This window comes from Riemerella anatipestifer (genome assembly GCF_009670965.2).
In the GTDB taxonomy this organism is placed as follows: Bacteria; Bacteroidota; Bacteroidia; order Flavobacteriales; family Weeksellaceae; genus Riemerella; species Riemerella anatipestifer_B.
Map to the genome: position 1 here is coordinate 1,264,872 of NZ_CP073239.1, position 19,433 is coordinate 1,284,304.

The window sequence follows — 19,433 nt, forward strand, 5'->3', positions numbered from 1 at the left end:
AAAATATGAGAGATGTAATTTTTGATTTGATAGAGCAAGAAAGAACACGCCAAGTGCACGGTATAGAGCTGATTGCTTCTGAAAACTTCGTGTCTGACGAAGTAATGAAAGCAATGGGAAGTGTTCTCACGAATAAATATGCAGAAGGCTATCCAGGAAGACGCTATTATGGTGGCTGTGAAGTGGTAGACGAAGTAGAAAAGCTAGCGATAGATAGAGCAAAACAATTGTTTGGAGTAGAATATGCTAATGTTCAGCCACATTCTGGTTCTCAAGCTAATGCAGCTATCTATCTAGCATGTCTTAAACCTGGAGATACAATATTGGGTCTAGATTTATCAATGGGAGGGCATTTAACCCATGGTTCGTTTGTTAACTTTTCGGGAATACAATACAATGCACAGTTCTACGGTGTAGAAAGAGAAACAGGACTGATAGATTACGAAGCTATGCGTCAGAAAGCTTTAGAGGTAAAACCAAAACTTATTATAGCAGGATATTCGGCGTATTCTCGTGATTTAGACTATGCTAAATTCCGTGAGGTAGCAGATGAGGTAGGAGCTACACTTTGGGCAGATATTGCACACCCTGCAGGATTGGTAGCTAAAGGTTTATTAAGTTCTCCGTTCCCTTACTGCGATGTGGTAACTACTACTACACACAAAACTTTAAGAGGGCCTAGAGGAGGTCTGATAATGTTAGGTAAAGATTTTGAAAACCCTTATGGTCATAAAACACCTAAAGGAGAAACCAAAATGATGAGTGCAGTACTAGATAGTGCGGTGTTTCCAGGGATACAAGGTGGTCCGTTAGAGCATGTGATAGCGGCTAAAGCGGTAGCTTTTGGTGAGGCGATAGATGTTAAGTTTGAAACTTATGCTAAACAAGTGGTAGCTAATGCAAGAGCTTTGGCTAAGGCTCTAATAGATAGAGGATTTGAAATTGTGGGTGGTGGAACGGATAATCACCTTATGTTGGTAGACCTTCGTAATAAAGGTGTTAATGGTAAAGAAACAGAAAAAGCCTTAGTAAAAGCAGATATTACTTGTAATAAGAATATGGTGCCTTTTGATGATAAGTCGGCGTTCATTACTTCGGGTATAAGATTGGGAACTCCTGCAATTACCACTAGAGGACTTAAAGAAAACGATATGGATTCCGTAGCTGAACTGATTTCTAAAGTGGTTTCTAATCTTAATAATGATTCTGTTTTAGAGGAAGTTAAGAAAGAAGTGAATGATTTGATGTCTGGTAGACCGTTATTTCAATACTAGTTATTTTTAATAAGTTTAATATAATTTCGGAGGTAATGATTTGCCTTCGAAATTTTTTGTCTCGATGCCTATGGAGAAAAAATTGTTCACCTTTGATGAAGTTAAACTAAAGATGGTAAATTATTGTACCTATCAAGACCGTTGTCATCAAGAGGTAGAGCAAAAAATGAGAGAATTTATGCTTATTCCTGAAGCTAAAGATGAAATTTTACTTTATCTTATGAGAGAAAACTTTCTCAATGAGGAACGCTTCGCAAGGAGTTATGTAAGAGGGAAGTTTTATCATAAAAGCTGGGGACGAAAAAAAATAGCAAATCATCTTAGGTTTAAAGGAATATCCGAAAAGCTGATAAATATAGCTATGACAGAGATTGACGAGGGAAAATATCTTGAAGTGCTGGCTAATTTGTATCACAGGTATGTGGTTAGTTTAAAAAGTGGCACTGATTTTGAGAAAAAGCAAAAGGCTGTTAGATATTTGCTAGGGAAAGGGTATGAATATGAGGCAGTACAGTTTGTGTTACATAGGGGAGATGATGACATCTTTTAATTAGAAATAAAAAAAACTGATTTATAATAGGTATATAAAATTTTATACAAGTGATAAAATTTTTAAATTTGCGGTCAGGATTGCGTATAATTTGGTATAGTAAAAATGAATTTTAGTGAACTGAAGAATAAAATCTATGGAGGCGATAATATGGTGAGCCTTTCAAATGTTCGATATTTGCCTAGATGGGTGGTGCTTCTTATAGATATTTTCTTTTTAACTTTTTCTTTAGTTTTGGCTTATGCTACTATAGATAGGCTTAGTTTTATGCACCATTCGTACATACTCAATTTTTACCAAAAATATGTGGCTATATTAGGTGTGAATATCTTTTTCATGTTTGTTTTTCGTACCTATTCTGGGATTATCAGACACTCTACTTTTGTAGATTTATTCAAAATTTTATTAGCTAGCTTTTGTACTGTTTTTACTTTAGGCATATTTAACTATATCTATTATTTCCTTTTTAAACAGAAGCTTTTTTTGCTTCCTATCCTTATCATATATTTTTGTATTTCTTTCACTGTTCTTTTTGTGTTTAGGCTTGTGGTGAAAGAAATATTTAGATGGGCAAAGGAGTATAGAAGAAGCTCGTTGAAAAAACAAATCCTCCTGTTGGGTATAGGAGAAGAGTCTGTAGCGATTGCTAAAGCGGTGATGGGGAATCCGCTGTTACCGTTTGAGGTAGTAGGATTTATTACATCTAGGAAAGACTCAAATAAAGCTAAACTTTTAGGTAAAAGAATCTATACTAGGGATATTTTAGAGAAAAATACTAAGGAATATTTAGGAGTAGATGGTATTTTGATAGGTAGTAATATAGCTTCTAGAGAAGAACTTACAGAGTGGGTTAATTTATTTTTAGAAAAAGATTTAAAGGTGTTCAAATCTCCAACCGTTCAAAAGTTGAGAAACGATGGGGGGAATATTAAAAATCTCCAAATAGAAGATTTACTTAATAGAAAGCCTATTGTTATAGAGAATGAAGAAGTTAAGAAAAGACACTACCAAAAAACGGTTTTAGTTACTGGAGGTGCGGGATCTATAGGTAGTGAAATAGTAAGGCAAGTAGCACAGTTTGAACCTTCGTTAATAGTTGTTCTAGACCAAGCAGAGACTCCTTTGCATGAAATACAGCTGGAGGTGGAGGAAAACTACCCTAATATTAGGTTTGAATTTATACTGGCAGATATAACTAATAGAGAACGATTAGAGTCGGTATTTAAAGAATATAATTTCTCTATGGTATACCATGCGGCTGCCTATAAGCATGTTCCTTTGATAGAAAACAATCCGCATGAAGCTGCTCTAGTTAATATTCAAGGGAGTAAGAACTTGGCACTTTTGTCTAGTTGTTTTAAAGTTAATAGGTTTGTAATGGTCTCTACGGATAAGGCTGTTAATCCTACTAATGTAATGGGAGCCTCTAAAAGAGCCGCAGAGCTTTTTGTGCAAGCTCTACAAAATGAACAAGATAATCAGACTAAATTTATTACCACCAGATTTGGCAATGTTTTAGGATCCAACGGTTCGGTAATTCCTCATTTTAGAAAACAAATAGAGAAAGGTGGTCCAGTTACAATTACACACCCTGATATAGTAAGGTATTTTATGACCATTCCGGAAGCGTGTGAACTTGTTTTACAAGCAGGAACTATGGGAAAAGGAGGAGAAATATTTGTATTTGATATGGGGGAACCTGTGAAGATACTCAATCTTGCACGAAGAATGATTAAATTGTCTGGTCTAGAGCCAGATGTAGATATAAAAATTGTTTATACAGGTCTAAGACCAGGGGAGAAACTGTATGAAGAACTTTTGAGTGATGATACAAAAACCCTTCCTACGCATCACGAAAAAATCATGATTTCTAAGGACTCAGTTATGTTGTATGAAGAAATAGATGAATTAACATCTAGAATATATGAGAAAGCTAAAGATAAAGATAAAGTAGAGGTGGTTAGAATTTTGAAGGAGATAGTTAGAGAGTTTAGAAGTAATAACTCGGTATTTGAATGTTTGGATAAATAGTACTTTAAAAGTTGTATATTTGCGAAATTAGATGAAATTTATGAAAGCTAGAAACTACTTGACGTTGTTGTTTGTATCACTTTTTATTTTTTCGTGTAAAACGAAAAACGATATAGAGTATATGCAAGATATAGAAAAACAAGCGGAAGATGCTTATACAAGAGCTTCTCAGACAACTATACAGCGTGGCGATGAGATATCTATATTGGTAACGGCAAAGGATATGTCTGTTGTTGCACCATTTAACCAGGGAGTTACACCTTCTAATAAACTTGGAGCTTATTCCCTTGCAGAAGGGAATAGTCCCATGGGAAATCAGGCACCAATAAACGGATTTACCTATACGGTTTATGATACAGGATACATAGATTTTCCTGTGTTAGGAAAAATAGACACTAATGGAAAAACTTTAGAAGATTTAAAACAAGAGTTATCCAGTAAATTAAAAAGGTATATTGTAAACCCTACAGTAAGCGTGAAGTATGCTAACTATAAAGTTACTGTTTTGGGAGAGGTAAATAGACCTGGACAGTATATTATTCCTGATGGAAAAACGAGAATAGTAGATGCGTTAGGTTTAGCTGGTGATTTAACTATTTACGGTAAAAGGGATAGAGTGCTTGTAGTTCGTGAGCAAGACGGTGTTAGAACTAAAGCCTACATAGATTTAACAAAATCCGACTTCATTAATTCTCCATATTATCATTTAAAACAGAATGATGTGGTAATGGTGGCTCCAAATAAAACGAGACAATCAGCGGCAATGTTTGGTCCTCAAACAGGTATATATATATCGGTAGCCTCTGTGATTGTTACTATTTTAGCTTTAGTAATTAAAAAGTAAATATAAAAGAAAAAACTATACAATGGATAAAAAACTATCTAATCTGTCTATGGGAGAGGGAGATGAAATTAACATTAGAGAGATTCTTAAACCTTATTTAAGAAATTGGGTTTGGTTTGTTGTTTCAATTGCTTTGGCATTAGTCTTAGCATTTTTTTATTTAAAATTTGCTACTCCTGTATATAAAGTTGAATCATCTGTTCTTATCAAAGATGCTAAAGGAAGTAGTAGTGGAAATATGGAGGCAGATATGTTGAAGGATTTATCTGGCTTGGGCGGAATGAGTACTAACAGTATAGATAATGAGATAGAAATTTTTAAATCTAAAAAACTGATGACTACGGTAGTAGAGGCAAAAAACTTACAAACCTCTATTACTGCTAAAGATGGATTTAGAAGAAAAGAACTTTATGGGGAAACCTCACCAATTATAGTTAATATTGTTTCAGAAAAAAAAGATGAGCCTTTTTTCAAAGAACCAATAAGATTGTCTATTGAAAATAATAAGGTTACATTGCTGTCGGATGAACTCTCTTCAGAAGTGAGTGCTATACTTGGAAAAACTATTAGTTTACCATTCGCTAATATTATTATTCGTAAAAACCCAAATTTTGATTCTAAAAAAGCGGGTAATATAGATGAGTTAGAGATATCTATACTTGATAGAGATAGTAGAGTAACACAGCTACAAAAAGAGCTTGATGTGGCTCTTGTGAATAAGGATGTTACAGTTATAGGGTTATCTATGAAATCCGAGAATATAGATAAAGCCAAAGACATTATCAATTATTTGGTAACAGCTTATAATGCTGATGCAATAGGAGATAAAAACTCACAGTCTGAGGAGACTATGAAGTTTATAGAAAGTAGGATTAAGGTTATTTCTAACGAGTTAGGAGATGTAGAAACGCAAAAAGAACAATTTAAAGCTCAAAATAAAATTACAGATATTCAGGCAGAAGCAGAACTTGATTTAAAGAGTACTGCAGAAGCTAGAGCTAGGCAACTTGATATAGATGCACAACTACAACTTACAGATGGGCTTATTTCGTATTTAAGTAAACAGGCATCTTACCAAGTTTTACCTTCTGCAATAGGTTTAGATAATCCTACAGCATCTTCTGGTATAGCTTCTTATAACGAATTGGTTTTGGAGAGAAATAGATTGTTAGAATCTGCTACTCCTGAACATCCAGCCGTAATAAATCTCTCTAAACAGCTTAATAACCTTAGAGGCTCTATTTTACAAAGTTTACAAAAAACACGCTCAGGCTTACAAATAAGAAGCAATGAGTTGCAAGGTGAACAGAATAAAATATCAGGGAAAATTTCAAAGATTCCTGCTATAGAAAAAATGTTTAGAGGGATTGAGAGACAGCAACAAATAAAAGAACAATTATATCTTTTATTACTGCAAAAAAGAGAGGAAACAGCTATTTCTCTTGCTATTACAGGTAATAAAGCTAGAGTGATAGATAATGCGTATGCTTCTGATAAGCCTGTAGCTCCCAAAAAAATAATAGTTCTTTTGGTTGCATTAGTAGTAGGATTGCTTATTCCGTTTCTACTTATTTATTTAAAAGAACTTCTTGATAATAAGATTAAAACTAAGCATGATATAGAACAAATTTCTAACACTCCTGTCATAGCAGAGCTTCCTAGCATAGAAAAAGGTCAATCTGATATTGTGCAGTTGAATGACTTAACACCAATGGCAGAGGCGTTTCGTATCTTGATTACTAATATGAATTTTATGCTTCCTAAGAAAGCTAAGGGTAAAGTGGTTCAGGTAACCTCTACTATTAAAGGAGAGGGGAAAACTTTCACCTCTGTTAACTTAGCATTAACATTGGCTACTCCTAGTAAAAAGGTAATTATTATAGGTTCAGATATCAGAAATCCTCAGTTGCAGAGATATAATGAATCTAGAAGAGGATTAGCAGGACTTACAGAATTCTTGTATGATAGTACGACTAAGTTGGAAAGTATTATTCATCAAAGTTCGTTTAACCCATATTTAGATGTGATTTATTCAGGTAGTATTCCACCTAATCCAACAGAGCTCTTAACCAACGGTAGATATGAGGAGCTTTTGGAACAACTTAAACCTAACTATGATTATGTCATTATAGATACAGCACCATTAATGTTAGTAACAGACACATTCCTTAATGCAGATTTAGCAGATGCAACAGTTTATGTAACACGCTCTAAGTATACAGATAAAGAACTGATAGATTTTGCTAATAAAAATATCAATGCTAATAGAATTAAGAATGTAGGTTTTGTATTGAATGATGTAAGTAAAAGTAATTTCGGTTATGGTAATAAATATGGCTATGGTTACCATGCTGATGAAAAAACATGGTTTCAAAAACTGAAGGATAAATTTTAAAAACCTGAGAGATGAGTAACAGAAAAATATTAATTACTGGAGGGGCAGGTTTTATTGGCTCGAACCTTACAGAACACTTTTTGAGTAAAAATTATCAAGTAAGAGTTTTGGATAATTTTTCTACGGGTCATAAACATAATATAAAGGACTTTTTAGAAAATGAAAACTTTGAGTTACTTGAAGGAGATATTAGAGATTTAGAGGTCTGTAGAAAGGCTTGTGAAGGCGTGGATTATATTTTGCATCAAGCGGCATTGGGTTCTGTTCCTCGTTCTATTGAAGACCCCGTTACGAGTAATGAGGTGAATGTTTCGGGATTTTTGAATATGTTGGTGGCAGCAAGAGATGCTAAAGTTAAACGCTTCGTGTATGCGGCAAGTTCTTCTACTTATGGGGATTCTAAATCGTTGCCTAAGGTAGAAGAGGTTATTGGAAAGCCACTGTCACCTTATGCGATTACCAAGTATGTTAATGAACTCTATGCTGATGTGTTTGGTCGTACTTATGGTATGGAGTGCATAGGCTTGAGATATTTTAATGTATTTGGTAGAAGACAAGATCCTAAAGGAGCTTATGCAGCGGTTATTCCAAAATTTGTGATTCAGTTGATAAATCATCAGTCGCCAGTTATCAATGGTGATGGTACTTATTCAAGGGACTTTACTTACATTGATAATGTGATTCAGATGAACGAGTTGGCAATGTTAACCGATAATCTAGAAGCTGTAAATACCGTTTATAACACGGCGGTAGGAGATAGGACAACCATTAAACAAATGGCACAATTACTGAAAGAATACTTGTCGAAATACGATGAGAAAATAGGCGAAGTTGAAATTTTGCACGGTCCCAATAGAATAGGAGATATACCTCATTCTTTAGCCTCCATAGACAAAGCGAAGGGATATTTAGGATACGCTCCTACACATGTTTTTGAAGAAGGCTTGAAAGAGGCTGTGGATTGGTATTGGGAGAATTTGTAAAAGTGTTAAGCTGTAAAATTGTGAGATTGTAAAGTTGTGGAATTATAAAATGAATTGATGGATGTTTTATTTTGAAAAGTTAGAAGTTTGGCAAAATGCACGAAAATTTACAGTTAATATTTACAGAGTTACAGAACGCTTTCCTAATGAAGAGAAATTTGGTATTGTTTCTCAGATGAGAAGAGCATCTATGAGTATTTGTGCAAATATATCTGAAGGAATATCAAGGAAAACGAATAAGGATAAGTCAAGGTTTTTGAATTTATCGTATGGTTCTGCAATAGAGGTACTTAATTTTTTAATTATTGCTAATGATTTAGAGTATATTGAACAAGAAGAGTATCTAAAGTTGCGAAAAGAAATAGAATTAATTACTAATCAACTAAATAAGTTATATAATAAGTTGAAAAACGATTGAGTTTATGTAATTTAATGATTTTACAACTTCACAATTTTACAGTTTTACAGAATTAATAAAATAACAATGAAAAAAATAGCAATCATAGGTTTAGGATACGTAGGTTTGCCTTTGGCAAGGTTATTTGCAACAAAATATCCAGTTGTAGGCTTTGATATTAACCAAGAGCGTGTGGCAAAACTCAATCAAGGGCACGATGACACTTTAGAAGTAGCTGATGATGTTTTACAAGCAGTGTTGGTCAAAGATAATCCTTTTTCGACTGATAAGACAGGGTTATATTGTTCAGCTGACTTGAATGATATTCAAGATGCTAATGTTTACATCATTACCGTACCAACACCTGTGGATAAAAATAATCGTCCTGTTTTGACTCCTCTAATAAGAGCTAGTGAAACTGTAGGGAAAGTATTAAAAAAAGGAGATATTGTGATTTATGAATCTACAGTTTATCCTGGAGCAACCGAGGAAGATTGTATTCCTGTATTGGAAAGAGTATCTGGTTTGAGATTTAATGAAGATTTTTATGCAGGCTATTCTCCCGAACGAATTAACCCAGGTGATAAAGAGCATACTGTAGAAAAAATATTAAAGGTTACATCTGGCTCTACTTCTGAAATAGGTAGAATAGTAGATGAGTTGTATAAATCTGTTATTACTGCAGGGACTCACTTGGCTCCGACAATCAAAGTTGCAGAGGCGGCTAAAGTGATTGAAAATTCCCAAAGAGATATCAATATAGCTTTTGTAAATGAGTTGGCAAAAATATTTAGTCTCATGGGTATTGACACTCATGCAGTTTTGGAAGCAGCAGGAACAAAATGGAATTTTTTGCCATTTAAACCAGGCTTAGTAGGAGGGCATTGTATTGGTGTTGATCCTTACTATTTAGCTCAAAAAGCTCAAGAATATGGTTACCATCCAGAGATTATTTTGGCTGGTCGTCGTTTAAATGATTCTATGGGGAAATATGTAGCGGAACAAGTGGTAAAAGCGATGATAAAAAAAGATATTCCTGTAAATAATGCGGAGGTCTTGATGCTGGGGGTGACTTTTAAGGAAAATTGTCCTGATGTCCGTAATACTAAGATTGTAGATGTGATTGCAGCTTTAGAAGATTTTGGAGTGAAAGTAACAACCTATGATCCATGGGCTTGTCCTGAAGAGGTTAAACATGAGTATGGTATTGAAAGCACTAAGGATTTACCATCTCAAAAGTTTGATGCCGTAGTTTTAGGGGTGGCTCATAGAGAATTTAAGACATTGGATTTATCTCTGCTTAAAAAAGACAATGTAGTGGTGTACGATGTGAAAGGAATTCTTTCGTACTATGATGATAGATTATAACATAAGAACAGCCCTGAATGCAAAAAATTAGAAATATATTAGAACGAATAGGTCTAGATGGTGCTGTTTTTTATACTGTTTTAGGTAGGGTAATTCAAGGAGGGGGAGGATTAATATCCATATTTTTTATAACAAACTATTTATCAAAGATAGAGCAAGGGTATTTTTATACCTTCTCCAGTTTAGTTGCAATACAAGTTTTTTTTGAATTAGGTTTTACTGGTATAGTAACTCAGTATGTGGCACATGAATTTGCATATCTTAGAATAGGGAAAGATTTTAAAATAGAAGGAGATTTACAATATAAGTCTAGGTTGTCGTCGTTATTTAGGTTTTGTGTAAAGTGGTATGTTATTATTTCCCTATTGCTCTTTTGTCTTTTACTCATTATAGGAAATGTATTCTTTTCTAAATACGGAGGAGAGAGTACGGTACAGTGGTCTTTTCCATGGATGTTACTTGCATTAGCAACATCTATTAATTTGTTTTTTTCCCCCCTTCTCTCTTTTATGGAAGGAATTAATTTGATTAAGTATGTGGCTCAGATTAGATTAATACAGAAGAGTGTTCAACTTTTTATACTTTTTGCATTATTGATGATGGGGTGTAAACTTTATTCTGTTGCGATATCTTTGATGATTTCATCTTTAATTTTTCCATTCTTATTTTTCTTATCAAAGAATAAGAATATTTTTTTAGCTCTGTGGAAAGAAAGAGGTGAATGGAGTGTGAGTTACAAAAGAGAAATCTTCCCTCTTCAATGGAAAATAGCATTGAGTTGGATTAGCGGTTATTTTGTATATCAATTATTCAACCCTGTTGTTTTTGCTACAAGTGGAGCTGTTGTTGCAGGGCAGATGGGAGTAACAATAGCTGTCTTAGGTGGTGTTTCAACAATTTTTATGAGTTGGATGAATACTAAGGTTCCTATGTTTTCTAGTTTTATTGCTAAAAGAGAATATAAAATGTTAGATATAGCTTTTAAAAAAAATTTAATACAAACTTTAGTGGCTACTTTAGTGGGATTACTCATGGTAGTTATAGCTGTTGCTTTTCTTAGATATTTTAAAATTTCATACGCTAACCGCTTTTTATCGATGGATCTTTTTGTTCTATTGTCTATAGCTACATTCTTTAATCAAGTTGTATCCTCTTTAGCATTATACCTAAGATGTCACAAAAAAGAACCATTGTTAATATATTCTATTGTTTTAGGTATATTAACAGGAGGAGGGACTTTATTTTTTGGTAACAAGTATGGTGTAGATGGGGTTGTTATAAGCTATACTTTTTTTGTTGTAGTGATAGGTTTCCCATGGGTTTATAATGTTTTTAAAACAAAAAAGGCAGAATGGCACAAAATCAAAATATAGATAGTCACAAACCAACGTTAGCTCTTGCTATTCCTACATACAATCGTCCTGAGATTTTGAAGGAGAATCTTTTAAAGATTATAAATGAACTAAGTAGATATAATATACCAGTTTATATATCTGATGATAGCACAAATAATGATACAAAAGAGATAGTTGATTATTTGAAAAAGGAGTACTATGATAATATCTATTATTATAAAAATACTCCTTCTTTGGGGCATGATCATAACTGCTTGTTTACTATGTCTCTACCAAAAGAAGACTATATTTGGTATATAGGGGACTCTATGATAATAAGAGAGAAAGCATTTTCTATGATATTTGAAATTATAGAAAATGAGGACTATGATTTTATATGTTTTAATGCAGAGAGTCGTAGTGAGCCTCTACCAAATAATAATATATATACTGATCCCAAATGCATACTGTTAGATTTAGGATGGCATTTAACTATGTCAGGAGCGATAATTTACAATAGAAGAGCTTTATTCACAGAATGTATAAATATTCAATTAGTTAAAAATTTTCCTCAATTGGCTTTAATATTTTGGGCTGCCTATAAAAAGAAAATTCAATTATATTGGATTAATAAAAAAATAATATACGGCAATAGGAAAAAAGAAAGTTATTGGTCTGGCAATCAGTTTAGTGTTTTTATAGATGATTATAAAAATATGCTTATAAATCTCCCTAATAAATTTAGACTAGAAGATGTTGATAAGGTTGTAAGACAACATTCTTTAAATACGGGAATATTTAGCTATAAAAGTCTGATAGTTATGCGAGCTAAGTCTATGCTTAATATGGAGCAACTTGAGAAACGAAAGAGAGATATAAAGTCTTTTTCTAATGCTAATATATTGATTTTATTTATACTATGCTTGATTCCTGTGAGAATTGTAAGATTGGGCTATGAACTTTTTAAGAGGAAAAAATAAGTGATTTTTGTTAAAAATATTATGATTGGAGGATTAAGTTCTAAATTTGTATAGATTGATCTATAGTAAATGTTAAAGTTAGAGGTATGTTCTATTACTATTTATTATTGTTATTTTTTTTAGGAGTGTTGGAGTTTTTTTGTAGAGGGATGAAAATCAAGAATATTTTCTTGATTATGAGTGGTAGTATTTTTTTTATTATACAGGCATTTATAACTTGGACTCCAGACTTATTTAATTATGAAATTCATTTTTATAATATAGATTTAGATTATGTTAGGTTAGCGGTAGAACCGGTACATATCAAACTGATTGAGTTTGTCCATTACATAAATGAAGATTTTCAATATTTTTTAGGAGTATATGCAGCTTTAACTCTAATATTATTTTTGTTTTTTCTAAAAAAAACGACCCCGTCGCCAGCTTTCGTATTATCCATTTTTTTTATTGTTCCTTATTTTTTAAATATAATTCAAATAAGAAACTTTTTAGCTATATCAGTATTCTTAGTTGCTGTTTTATACTACGAAAAAAGGAAAATAATTTTTTGGGCATTTTATATTTTATCTGTATTATGCCATTTTTCTATGTTAATTTTATTACCATTTTTTTTAGTAAGAAAATTTTCCTTTTTTAACAAGCTTTCAAAAAGTAATATTGCCATAATTATTGGGATGTTGATACTACTGGCTGTTCCCAAATCTATAGCGGAGCCATTGGTTACAGCTATTAATCCTAAATATAGTGATTATTTGGAGGCTACTTCTACTTATTTAGGGACTATTGCTCTTTTTATACCTTTTTTTATTATCAATAATTTTATACTATGGCATTATTATAATAAGTTTTATCTATGGGAAAGTAGAGTGAATGAGTCTTATAAGAAATACCTCCCAATATTTATTCAATTGGTACAATACGCAAACTACCTTATCTTAGCACAATATTTTATAAGAGATTTTTCTAGGATAACTATGAATTTAAGCTTACTATCCTATATCTACTTGTCCGTAATATTTTTTTATAGACGGGAAACAAAGCAAGATAAATTAAGAGTGTTCTTAATGAAATTTATGTTGTATTTATGGGGAGGAGTTAGTTTTTATTTAATATTTTTATCATTGAATGAAGGAGAGTACTTTGATGTAATTGAGAAAACATTTAATAGCAATTTAATATTTAGATAACATTTTTTACCTCAAATTTAAACTACTTATGTTAAAATCTAATCTGTATACAATTTTGGTAATATTTTGCACTGTTTCTCTCAGTAGCTGTCAGAAATTCACATATAAGTATCTTCCCAAAAATTATGAGGAAATGGTATTTATATCTAGAGCAGAAAGAGACAGTGTAAGAAAAACTATATTAAATCCGTATAATTTGGTTAGAGCACTCCCTAAAAATTATTCAACAAGAGGAGATGTAGATTATACAGAACAAATACAAAATGCTATTGATAAGTATAGTCATGTTATTTTTCCAAATTTTCCAATTTTGATAAATGATAGAGGATTGTCTATACCTTCTAATAGGAAAATCTATTTTAATCCTAATTCTAAATTAATTTTAAAGGCTAGTGATAAGGGGCAGTATGAAATTTTAAGAATTCATGATGCAGAAAATGTTTCAATTTACTTTCCAAACATTATAGGAGATCGAAAAACTCATTTAGGAAATGGAGGAGAATGGGGTATGGGAATATCTATAAGGGGAGCTAAAAATATCCTTGTCTATGGAGCTAGGGTTAATGATTGTTGGGGAGATGGCATATACTTAGGAATTTCTCCTGTAACCGGTAGCGTATTAAATGATAGTATTAAAGTAGTTAAATCTCATGTTAATAATAATCGTAGAAATGGGATGTCTATTATTACAGCACAGAACTTGTTAGTTGATAAATTTTGTGCAGCTAATACATCTGGAACACCACCTCACGCAGGTATTGATATAGAGCCAGACAAGAATACAGATGTTATTTATAATTTAAATTTTAAAAATCTTGTTTTATTTAACAACGAAACACATGGTTTTTTAGCTGTTTTAGAAAATTTATCAGGTAAAACCTATGATATTGGACAGATAAATATCAAAAACATAAAGGTAGATACAGGTTATTTTGGGATAAGCTTAAGATTTGCTAGTGATAATAGTAACATACAGCAACCAAAAGGGAAAATTAATATTGAAGATTTCCAATTTAGGGGGCTTTCTAGAGCTGAATTTCTCTCCTATGATGAAAATAAAAACACAAATATTAAAGTTAATTTTAAATCTACGAAAAAGGATGTTTTTATGCTTCAGTCTCAAATGAAAAATTTGGGTGAAAATCTTAAGATTGATGTAAAATGAAAATAGATGTTATTATTCCTACTTACAATGGGTCTGAACATATAGCTCAGCAAATTGAAAGTATATTACAACAGCCTTATGAAAATATTACTATACATCTCAGAGATGATGGGAGTAAGGATGATACGGTAAATATTATCAAGAGTTTTTCTAATAAATATCCGAATGTTATTCTATATCAAGATTTAAATAATAACCTTGGGCTCGTCAAAAATGTAGAGTATCTATTAACAAAATGTAGTGGGGATTTAATTTTTCTTGCAGATCAAGATGATGTTTGGTATGAGGATAAAATTAAAACATTTCTCAGCTATTATAAACCTACAGATACACCTACCTTATTACACTCAAACTGTATGGTAACCGATGGCGATTTAAATGAAAGAGGGTTGTTTTTAGATGATAATCCTGCCTCTAATAAAAGAATAGAAAACTCTTATTTTCACTACTTTGTACAGGGAGCTTCGTCCATGATTAATAAGTCTTTAAAAAATAAGATTTTACCATTCCCAAATAATATTTATATCCATGATAGGTATATTCATTTTATGGCAGAATTATTTGGAGAAAGAGTTTATATACCACAACCTACAATGTGGTATAGGCAGCATGGTGCAAATCTTATTGGAAGTAATACATTCATAGATAAGTTGAAACGACTTAATCTAAAACAAAAATTTTATTTGGAACCAGATAAGAAATTGATAGAGATTCTTGTCAATCTATATCCAGATAAAAAAAGTAGATTTAAACTGTATTTTGATATAGTGAATAATGAAAAATCTAGGTGGTCTAAATGGAAGTTAATGTATTCTAATAATATTCCACTTAGAATGAAAGAAAAAGTATTACTATGGTTGAATAATTAATACTGCGTTGAATGAAAAAAAAGATACTTCTCTTGTCCAAATATGGTGTAGCGGGTCCAAGCTCTAGATACCGTTTTTATAATTATTATCCATATTTTCAAAAGGTAGGTTTAGATATAGAGTTTAAGCCACTTTTTGACGACGATTATATCAAAAAAATATATAATAATAGAAGTTTTTATTTATTTTTTTTACAATTATTAGCTGTCTTAAAACGTATAATATTTCTTTTAAAAAATTATAGACGGTATGATGCTTTTATTATTGAAAAGGATATGTTTCCTTTTTTGCCTTTATGGCTAGAAAAGCTTTTTCTAAATCATAAACCTTATGCATTAGATTTTGATGATCATGTCGCAGCATCTTATCAATCTTCTAGACTTAAAAATAAAATTTTAGGAAACAAAATATCTGGGTTGGTTAAACACTCTAAATTTACTACTGTTGGAAATAGGTGGTACTTTACTAAGTTTAAGGAGGGGAATTTAATTTATTTGCCTACGGTGATTGATTTAGATAAATATCCGATTCATAATATAATTTCAAAAACGAAGACAATAGTTTGGATAGGCTCACCATCTACTGTGAAATATTTAAAATTGCTTGAGCCTGTTTTTGTTGAGTTGTCAAGCGATATAGATTTTGTTTTAAGAATTATAGGAGGGGAAATTAAGCTAGATTCTCGTATAAATGTTGAATATATTTCTTGGAGTGCAGAATCCGAAAATCGACTTTTAGCAGAGAGTACAATTGGGATTATGCCTTTAGAAGAAACCGAATGGGAGAAAGGGAAGTGTGGCTTTAAATTGATACAATATTTGGCTAGTGGTATTCCTGTAGTGGCCTCTAAATTGCCAGCAAATGAGGAAGTTATAACTCAAGATTGTGGTTTTATAGCTAACGATTTGCTTGAATGGAAAAAGCACCTTAGATTCTTGCTTGAAAATCCATTAATTGCTGAAGAAATGGGAGTTAAGGGTAGATTGCGTGTTGAGGAATACTATTCATATCAAATATGGGGGGAGAGGTATGCAGATATGATAAAAAGTAAACTTTAGATGCAAACAGAAGTAAAGGGAGAAAGTTTTTATAAGATTGTTTTTGGATGTTGTATTTTACTCCATTTAATAATATTAGGCTTAGTTTTAAATAGTCCTGATAATTTTGGGCATTTAGATTCACATAGAATTTTTAAGTTAGCAGGAGGTGAATTTCAAAAAGGAGGAGACTGGGGGATTACAATTTTAGCAGCTGCTCTCTCAATCCCTGTAAAATTTGGCATAACTTACGAAGTTTTGACCCTTTTTTTCTCATTTATTTCTCTAGCAGGATATTATTTTTTATATCTCGTAGTCAAAGAGGAAACTTGTAATAATTCTTTATCATACTTGAGCGTATTACTTTTATTTTTATTGCCATCTATACATTATTGGACTTGTTTTATCAGTAAAGATTCTGTTTTCTTCTTTCTCATTTGTGGTTTAGTTTTTTCAATAAAAAAAGAAAAATTTAGGTTACAGTTTTTATTTCTAGCCCTCATGTTTATTCGCCCACATATAGCAATAGTTATTCTAATTGTAACTCTGTTTTATCACCGTAGATATTATTATTATCTCAGTACAAAACAAAAAATTTTACTTCTAATATTTGTATTCATGTTGATATTTTGTGCTTTGATTTTTTTTCACTTCAAGATATCTCCACTTCAAAATTTATTGGAATTTGTAACCAGTTTTGGACAATTTAACTTTCTGCGTAATGGCTTGGGGCATAGTCCTATCAGATTAGGTGAAACCTATTTTTACGAACGTTTTTTAATGCTAATGTATCGCCCATTATTTTTTGATGCAAAAGGCTACACACAGAAATTAGCGTCCATGGAAAATCTAATACTTCTCATTTACACAGTTTTTATATTAGGTTTTTATATTGTTAGAGCAAAACGGAAAAATAATTTATTCATAACGCTTGGAGTAGCTATTTGGATTATTATATCAGTATACATATATAATTTGGGATTAGCTAATAGAATGAAAGTAATGATTTTACCATTTATTTTCATTGGGGTAATCTTGTATTCTAAATCTTCCAAACCAGTGCAGTAGTATTATATAATTTTTTAATTATTAAGATAATAGTTGTAATTTTGAAAAAAAATATCGATGTGTGGTATTAATGGACTTATTTTAAAAGATATAAATTCTGACTCAGCGATAAAGAAGCTGGAAATAATGAACCAAAGAATTTTTCATCGTGGACCAGATGAAGATGGGTTCTTTGTAGAGCAAAAAGAGCAAAATGTTATAGGGTTTGCTATGCGTAGGCTTTCTATTATTGACTTGTCTAGTGGTAAGCAACCTATTTTTTCAGAGGATGGAACTAAGGTTATCGTTTTTAATGGTGAAATTTATAATTATCAAAGTTTAAGAAAGCAGCTTTTATCCGTAGGAAAAACCTTTAAAACCAATTCTGACACCGAAGTTATACTAAGGTTATATGAAGTTTATGGGAAAGAGGCATTCAAAATGTTAGACGGAATGTTTGCTTTCTCTATTTATGATAAGTCTATTAATAAAGTATTTATAGCAAGGGACTTCTTTGGGGAGAAACCCCTATATTATCAGAATTCAAAGGGAGGACTTATTTGGTGTTCGGAGTTAAAATCTTTAATGTCGGTTTCAGAAGAAGAACGAGTTATTTCTAAAGAAGGATTAAATCTTTACTTTCAGTTGACTTATATACCCGCACCTTTTACAATTTATGAGGGAGTCTATAAGTTAGAACCCAATCACTTTATAGAGTATGATTTGGTTGCGAATGAATTTAGATTAGAAAAAATACATATTGAAGGTAAATTTGATAAGAGAGAGATTTCATTTGATGATGCTAAGAAGGAATTGAGGGATTTGGTAAAGGAAAGTGTTCTTTCTAGAAGTATTTCTGATGTTCCCATAGGTACTTTTTTGTCTGGTGGAGTAGATTCTTCTATTGTAACGGTTTGTTTAGCTGAAGAAATGGGGCAAAAGATTAATACTTTTTCTATTGGCTATGATAAAAAATCGTTTGACGAGTCGGATAAATCAAAAATTGTAGCTAAGCAGATAGGCTCTACACATCATCAATTTATACTTAAAGAACAAGATTTAGAAGACGAAATAACTTCTGTACTACAGAATTTTGACGAGCCGTTTGCTGACTCTTCTGCATTGCCTAGTTTTTTTGTGGCAAAAAAAACTAGTGAATATGTAAAAGTAGCTCTGACAGGAGATGGAGGAGATGAAGTCTTTGGAGGATATAACAAATATCTTATAGGAAAAATAAATGAAAGATATACGCAAATAGTGCCAAAGGCTTTGCATTGTACGATAAAAAAAGTGTCAGACTTTTTAACTAAACAAAAAGAGGATCAGCGGGGATTGAAATTTAAAGTGCGAAAAGCAGTTAATGCCATTGACTACGGGGGAGAGTTTTACTATAATATGGTTAAGTTAGGTTTTCAAGAGCCTGAACTATCACGTTTTCTTAGGAAAGAATGGTTAGTAAAAGATGCTTTGAGTCTTTACAAAGAGAGAATACCTAATCCTAAAACACTTAACGATTTTCGTAATGTGGATAGAATGATAAGTTTGGAAGGAGATATGATTGTAAAAGTGGATCGGACAAGTATGTTGACTTCGTTGGAATGTAGGGCGCCCTTTTTAAATAAAAAACTTTGGGATTATTCTCACACTCTTCCAGAGCATTATTTGCTTAATGGGAATAATAAAAAGTATATACTAAAGAAGGCTTTTGAGGATAAATTTCCAGAAGGTTTTTTAGAGAAATCAAAGAAAGGTTTTGGAGTACCTGTTGGGGATTGGTTAAAATCTACACTTAAAGAGGAATTAATGTCTTACGTAGTAACAGAAAAATTGGAGAAACAAGGTCTTTTTAATGTTCTAGAAATCCAAAAATTGGTTTACAATCATTTAAATGAAATAGAAGATAATACATTCCGTGTTTGGACGCTTTACTGCTTTCAGAAGTGGTATTTTAATATGCATTTAGAGTAAATTA

16 protein-coding genes are annotated in these 19,433 nt (G+C 32.0%); all 16 read left to right on the top strand.

The window, feature by feature from the left end:
• The first annotated feature begins 5 nt into the window (after positions 1–5).
• Entirely contained in the window at positions 6–1,274 is a 1,269-nt protein-coding gene (gene glyA / locus D1J36_RS05860; protein WP_154137581.1) for a serine hydroxymethyltransferase, read from the top strand.
• A 64-nt stretch (positions 1,275–1,338) separates the two neighbouring features.
• On the top strand, positions 1,339–1,824 hold the full coding sequence (locus tag D1J36_RS05865; RefSeq protein ID WP_154137582.1) for a regulatory protein RecX: 486 nt from the start codon (positions 1,339–1,341) through the stop codon (positions 1,822–1,824).
• Between the two features lie 105 nt (positions 1,825–1,929).
• The gene (locus tag D1J36_RS05870) at positions 1,930–3,855 is read left to right on the top strand and encodes a polysaccharide biosynthesis protein (protein WP_154137583.1); all 1,926 of its coding nucleotides are present in this window, start codon (positions 1,930–1,932) and stop codon (positions 3,853–3,855) included.
• Positions 3,856–3,886: 31 nt separating this feature from the next.
• The gene (locus D1J36_RS05875) at positions 3,887–4,699 is read left to right on the top strand and encodes a polysaccharide biosynthesis/export family protein (protein ID WP_154137584.1); all 813 of its coding nucleotides are present in this window, start codon (positions 3,887–3,889) and stop codon (positions 4,697–4,699) included.
• A 22-nt stretch (positions 4,700–4,721) separates the two neighbouring features.
• On the top strand, positions 4,722–7,094 hold the full coding sequence (locus D1J36_RS05880; RefSeq protein WP_154137585.1) for a GumC family protein: 2,373 nt from the start codon (positions 4,722–4,724) through the stop codon (positions 7,092–7,094).
• Positions 7,095–7,105: 11 nt separating this feature from the next.
• Positions 7,106–8,077: an SDR family oxidoreductase gene (locus D1J36_RS05885; RefSeq protein WP_154137586.1), complete on the top strand. Its 972-nt coding sequence runs from the start codon at positions 7,106–7,108 to the stop codon at positions 8,075–8,077.
• A gap of 61 nt (positions 8,078–8,138) precedes the next feature.
• Positions 8,139–8,495, top strand: coding sequence for a four helix bundle protein (locus D1J36_RS05890; RefSeq protein ID WP_154137587.1), 357 nt, complete (start codon positions 8,139–8,141; stop codon positions 8,493–8,495).
• A 66-nt stretch (positions 8,496–8,561) separates the two neighbouring features.
• Positions 8,562–9,842: a nucleotide sugar dehydrogenase gene (locus D1J36_RS05895; protein WP_154137588.1), complete on the top strand. Its 1,281-nt coding sequence runs from the start codon at positions 8,562–8,564 to the stop codon at positions 9,840–9,842.
• 17 nt (positions 9,843–9,859) lie between these two features.
• On the top strand, positions 9,860–11,215 hold the full coding sequence (locus tag D1J36_RS05900) for a lipopolysaccharide biosynthesis protein (protein ID WP_252339343.1): 1,356 nt from the start codon (positions 9,860–9,862) through the stop codon (positions 11,213–11,215).
• Positions 11,194–12,156 carry a glycosyltransferase family 2 protein gene (locus D1J36_RS05905; RefSeq protein WP_154137589.1) on the top strand — a complete coding sequence of 321 codons (963 nt, stop codon included), beginning with the start codon at positions 11,194–11,196 and terminating at the stop codon, positions 12,154–12,156. The genes D1J36_RS05900 and D1J36_RS05905 overlap by 22 nt, the downstream gene beginning before the upstream one ends.
• 176 nt (positions 12,157–12,332) lie before the next feature.
• A complete protein-coding gene (locus D1J36_RS05910; protein ID WP_237190436.1) occupies positions 12,333–13,343 on the top strand; it encodes an EpsG family protein in 1,011 nt (336 codons plus the stop codon).
• Between the two features lie 133 nt (positions 13,344–13,476).
• Positions 13,477–14,508, top strand: coding sequence for a hypothetical protein (locus tag D1J36_RS05915; RefSeq protein WP_252339344.1), 1,032 nt, complete (start codon positions 13,477–13,479; stop codon positions 14,506–14,508).
• On the top strand, positions 14,505–15,377 hold the full coding sequence (locus tag D1J36_RS05920; protein WP_154137591.1) for a glycosyltransferase family 2 protein: 873 nt from the start codon (positions 14,505–14,507) through the stop codon (positions 15,375–15,377). The genes D1J36_RS05915 and D1J36_RS05920 overlap by 4 nt, the downstream gene beginning before the upstream one ends.
• An 11-nt stretch (positions 15,378–15,388) precedes the next feature.
• Complete coding sequence (locus D1J36_RS05925) at positions 15,389–16,435, top strand: glycosyltransferase family 4 protein (RefSeq protein ID WP_154137592.1); 1,047 nt, start codon at positions 15,389–15,391, stop codon at positions 16,433–16,435.
• The gene (locus D1J36_RS05930) at positions 16,436–17,482 is read left to right on the top strand and encodes a hypothetical protein (protein WP_154137593.1); all 1,047 of its coding nucleotides are present in this window, start codon (positions 16,436–16,438) and stop codon (positions 17,480–17,482) included. It begins immediately after the preceding gene.
• Positions 17,483–17,539: 57 nt separating this feature from the next.
• Entirely contained in the window at positions 17,540–19,429 is a 1,890-nt protein-coding gene (gene asnB, locus D1J36_RS05935) for an asparagine synthase (glutamine-hydrolyzing) (protein WP_013446896.1), read from the top strand.
• Positions 19,430–19,433 lie beyond the last annotated feature (4 nt).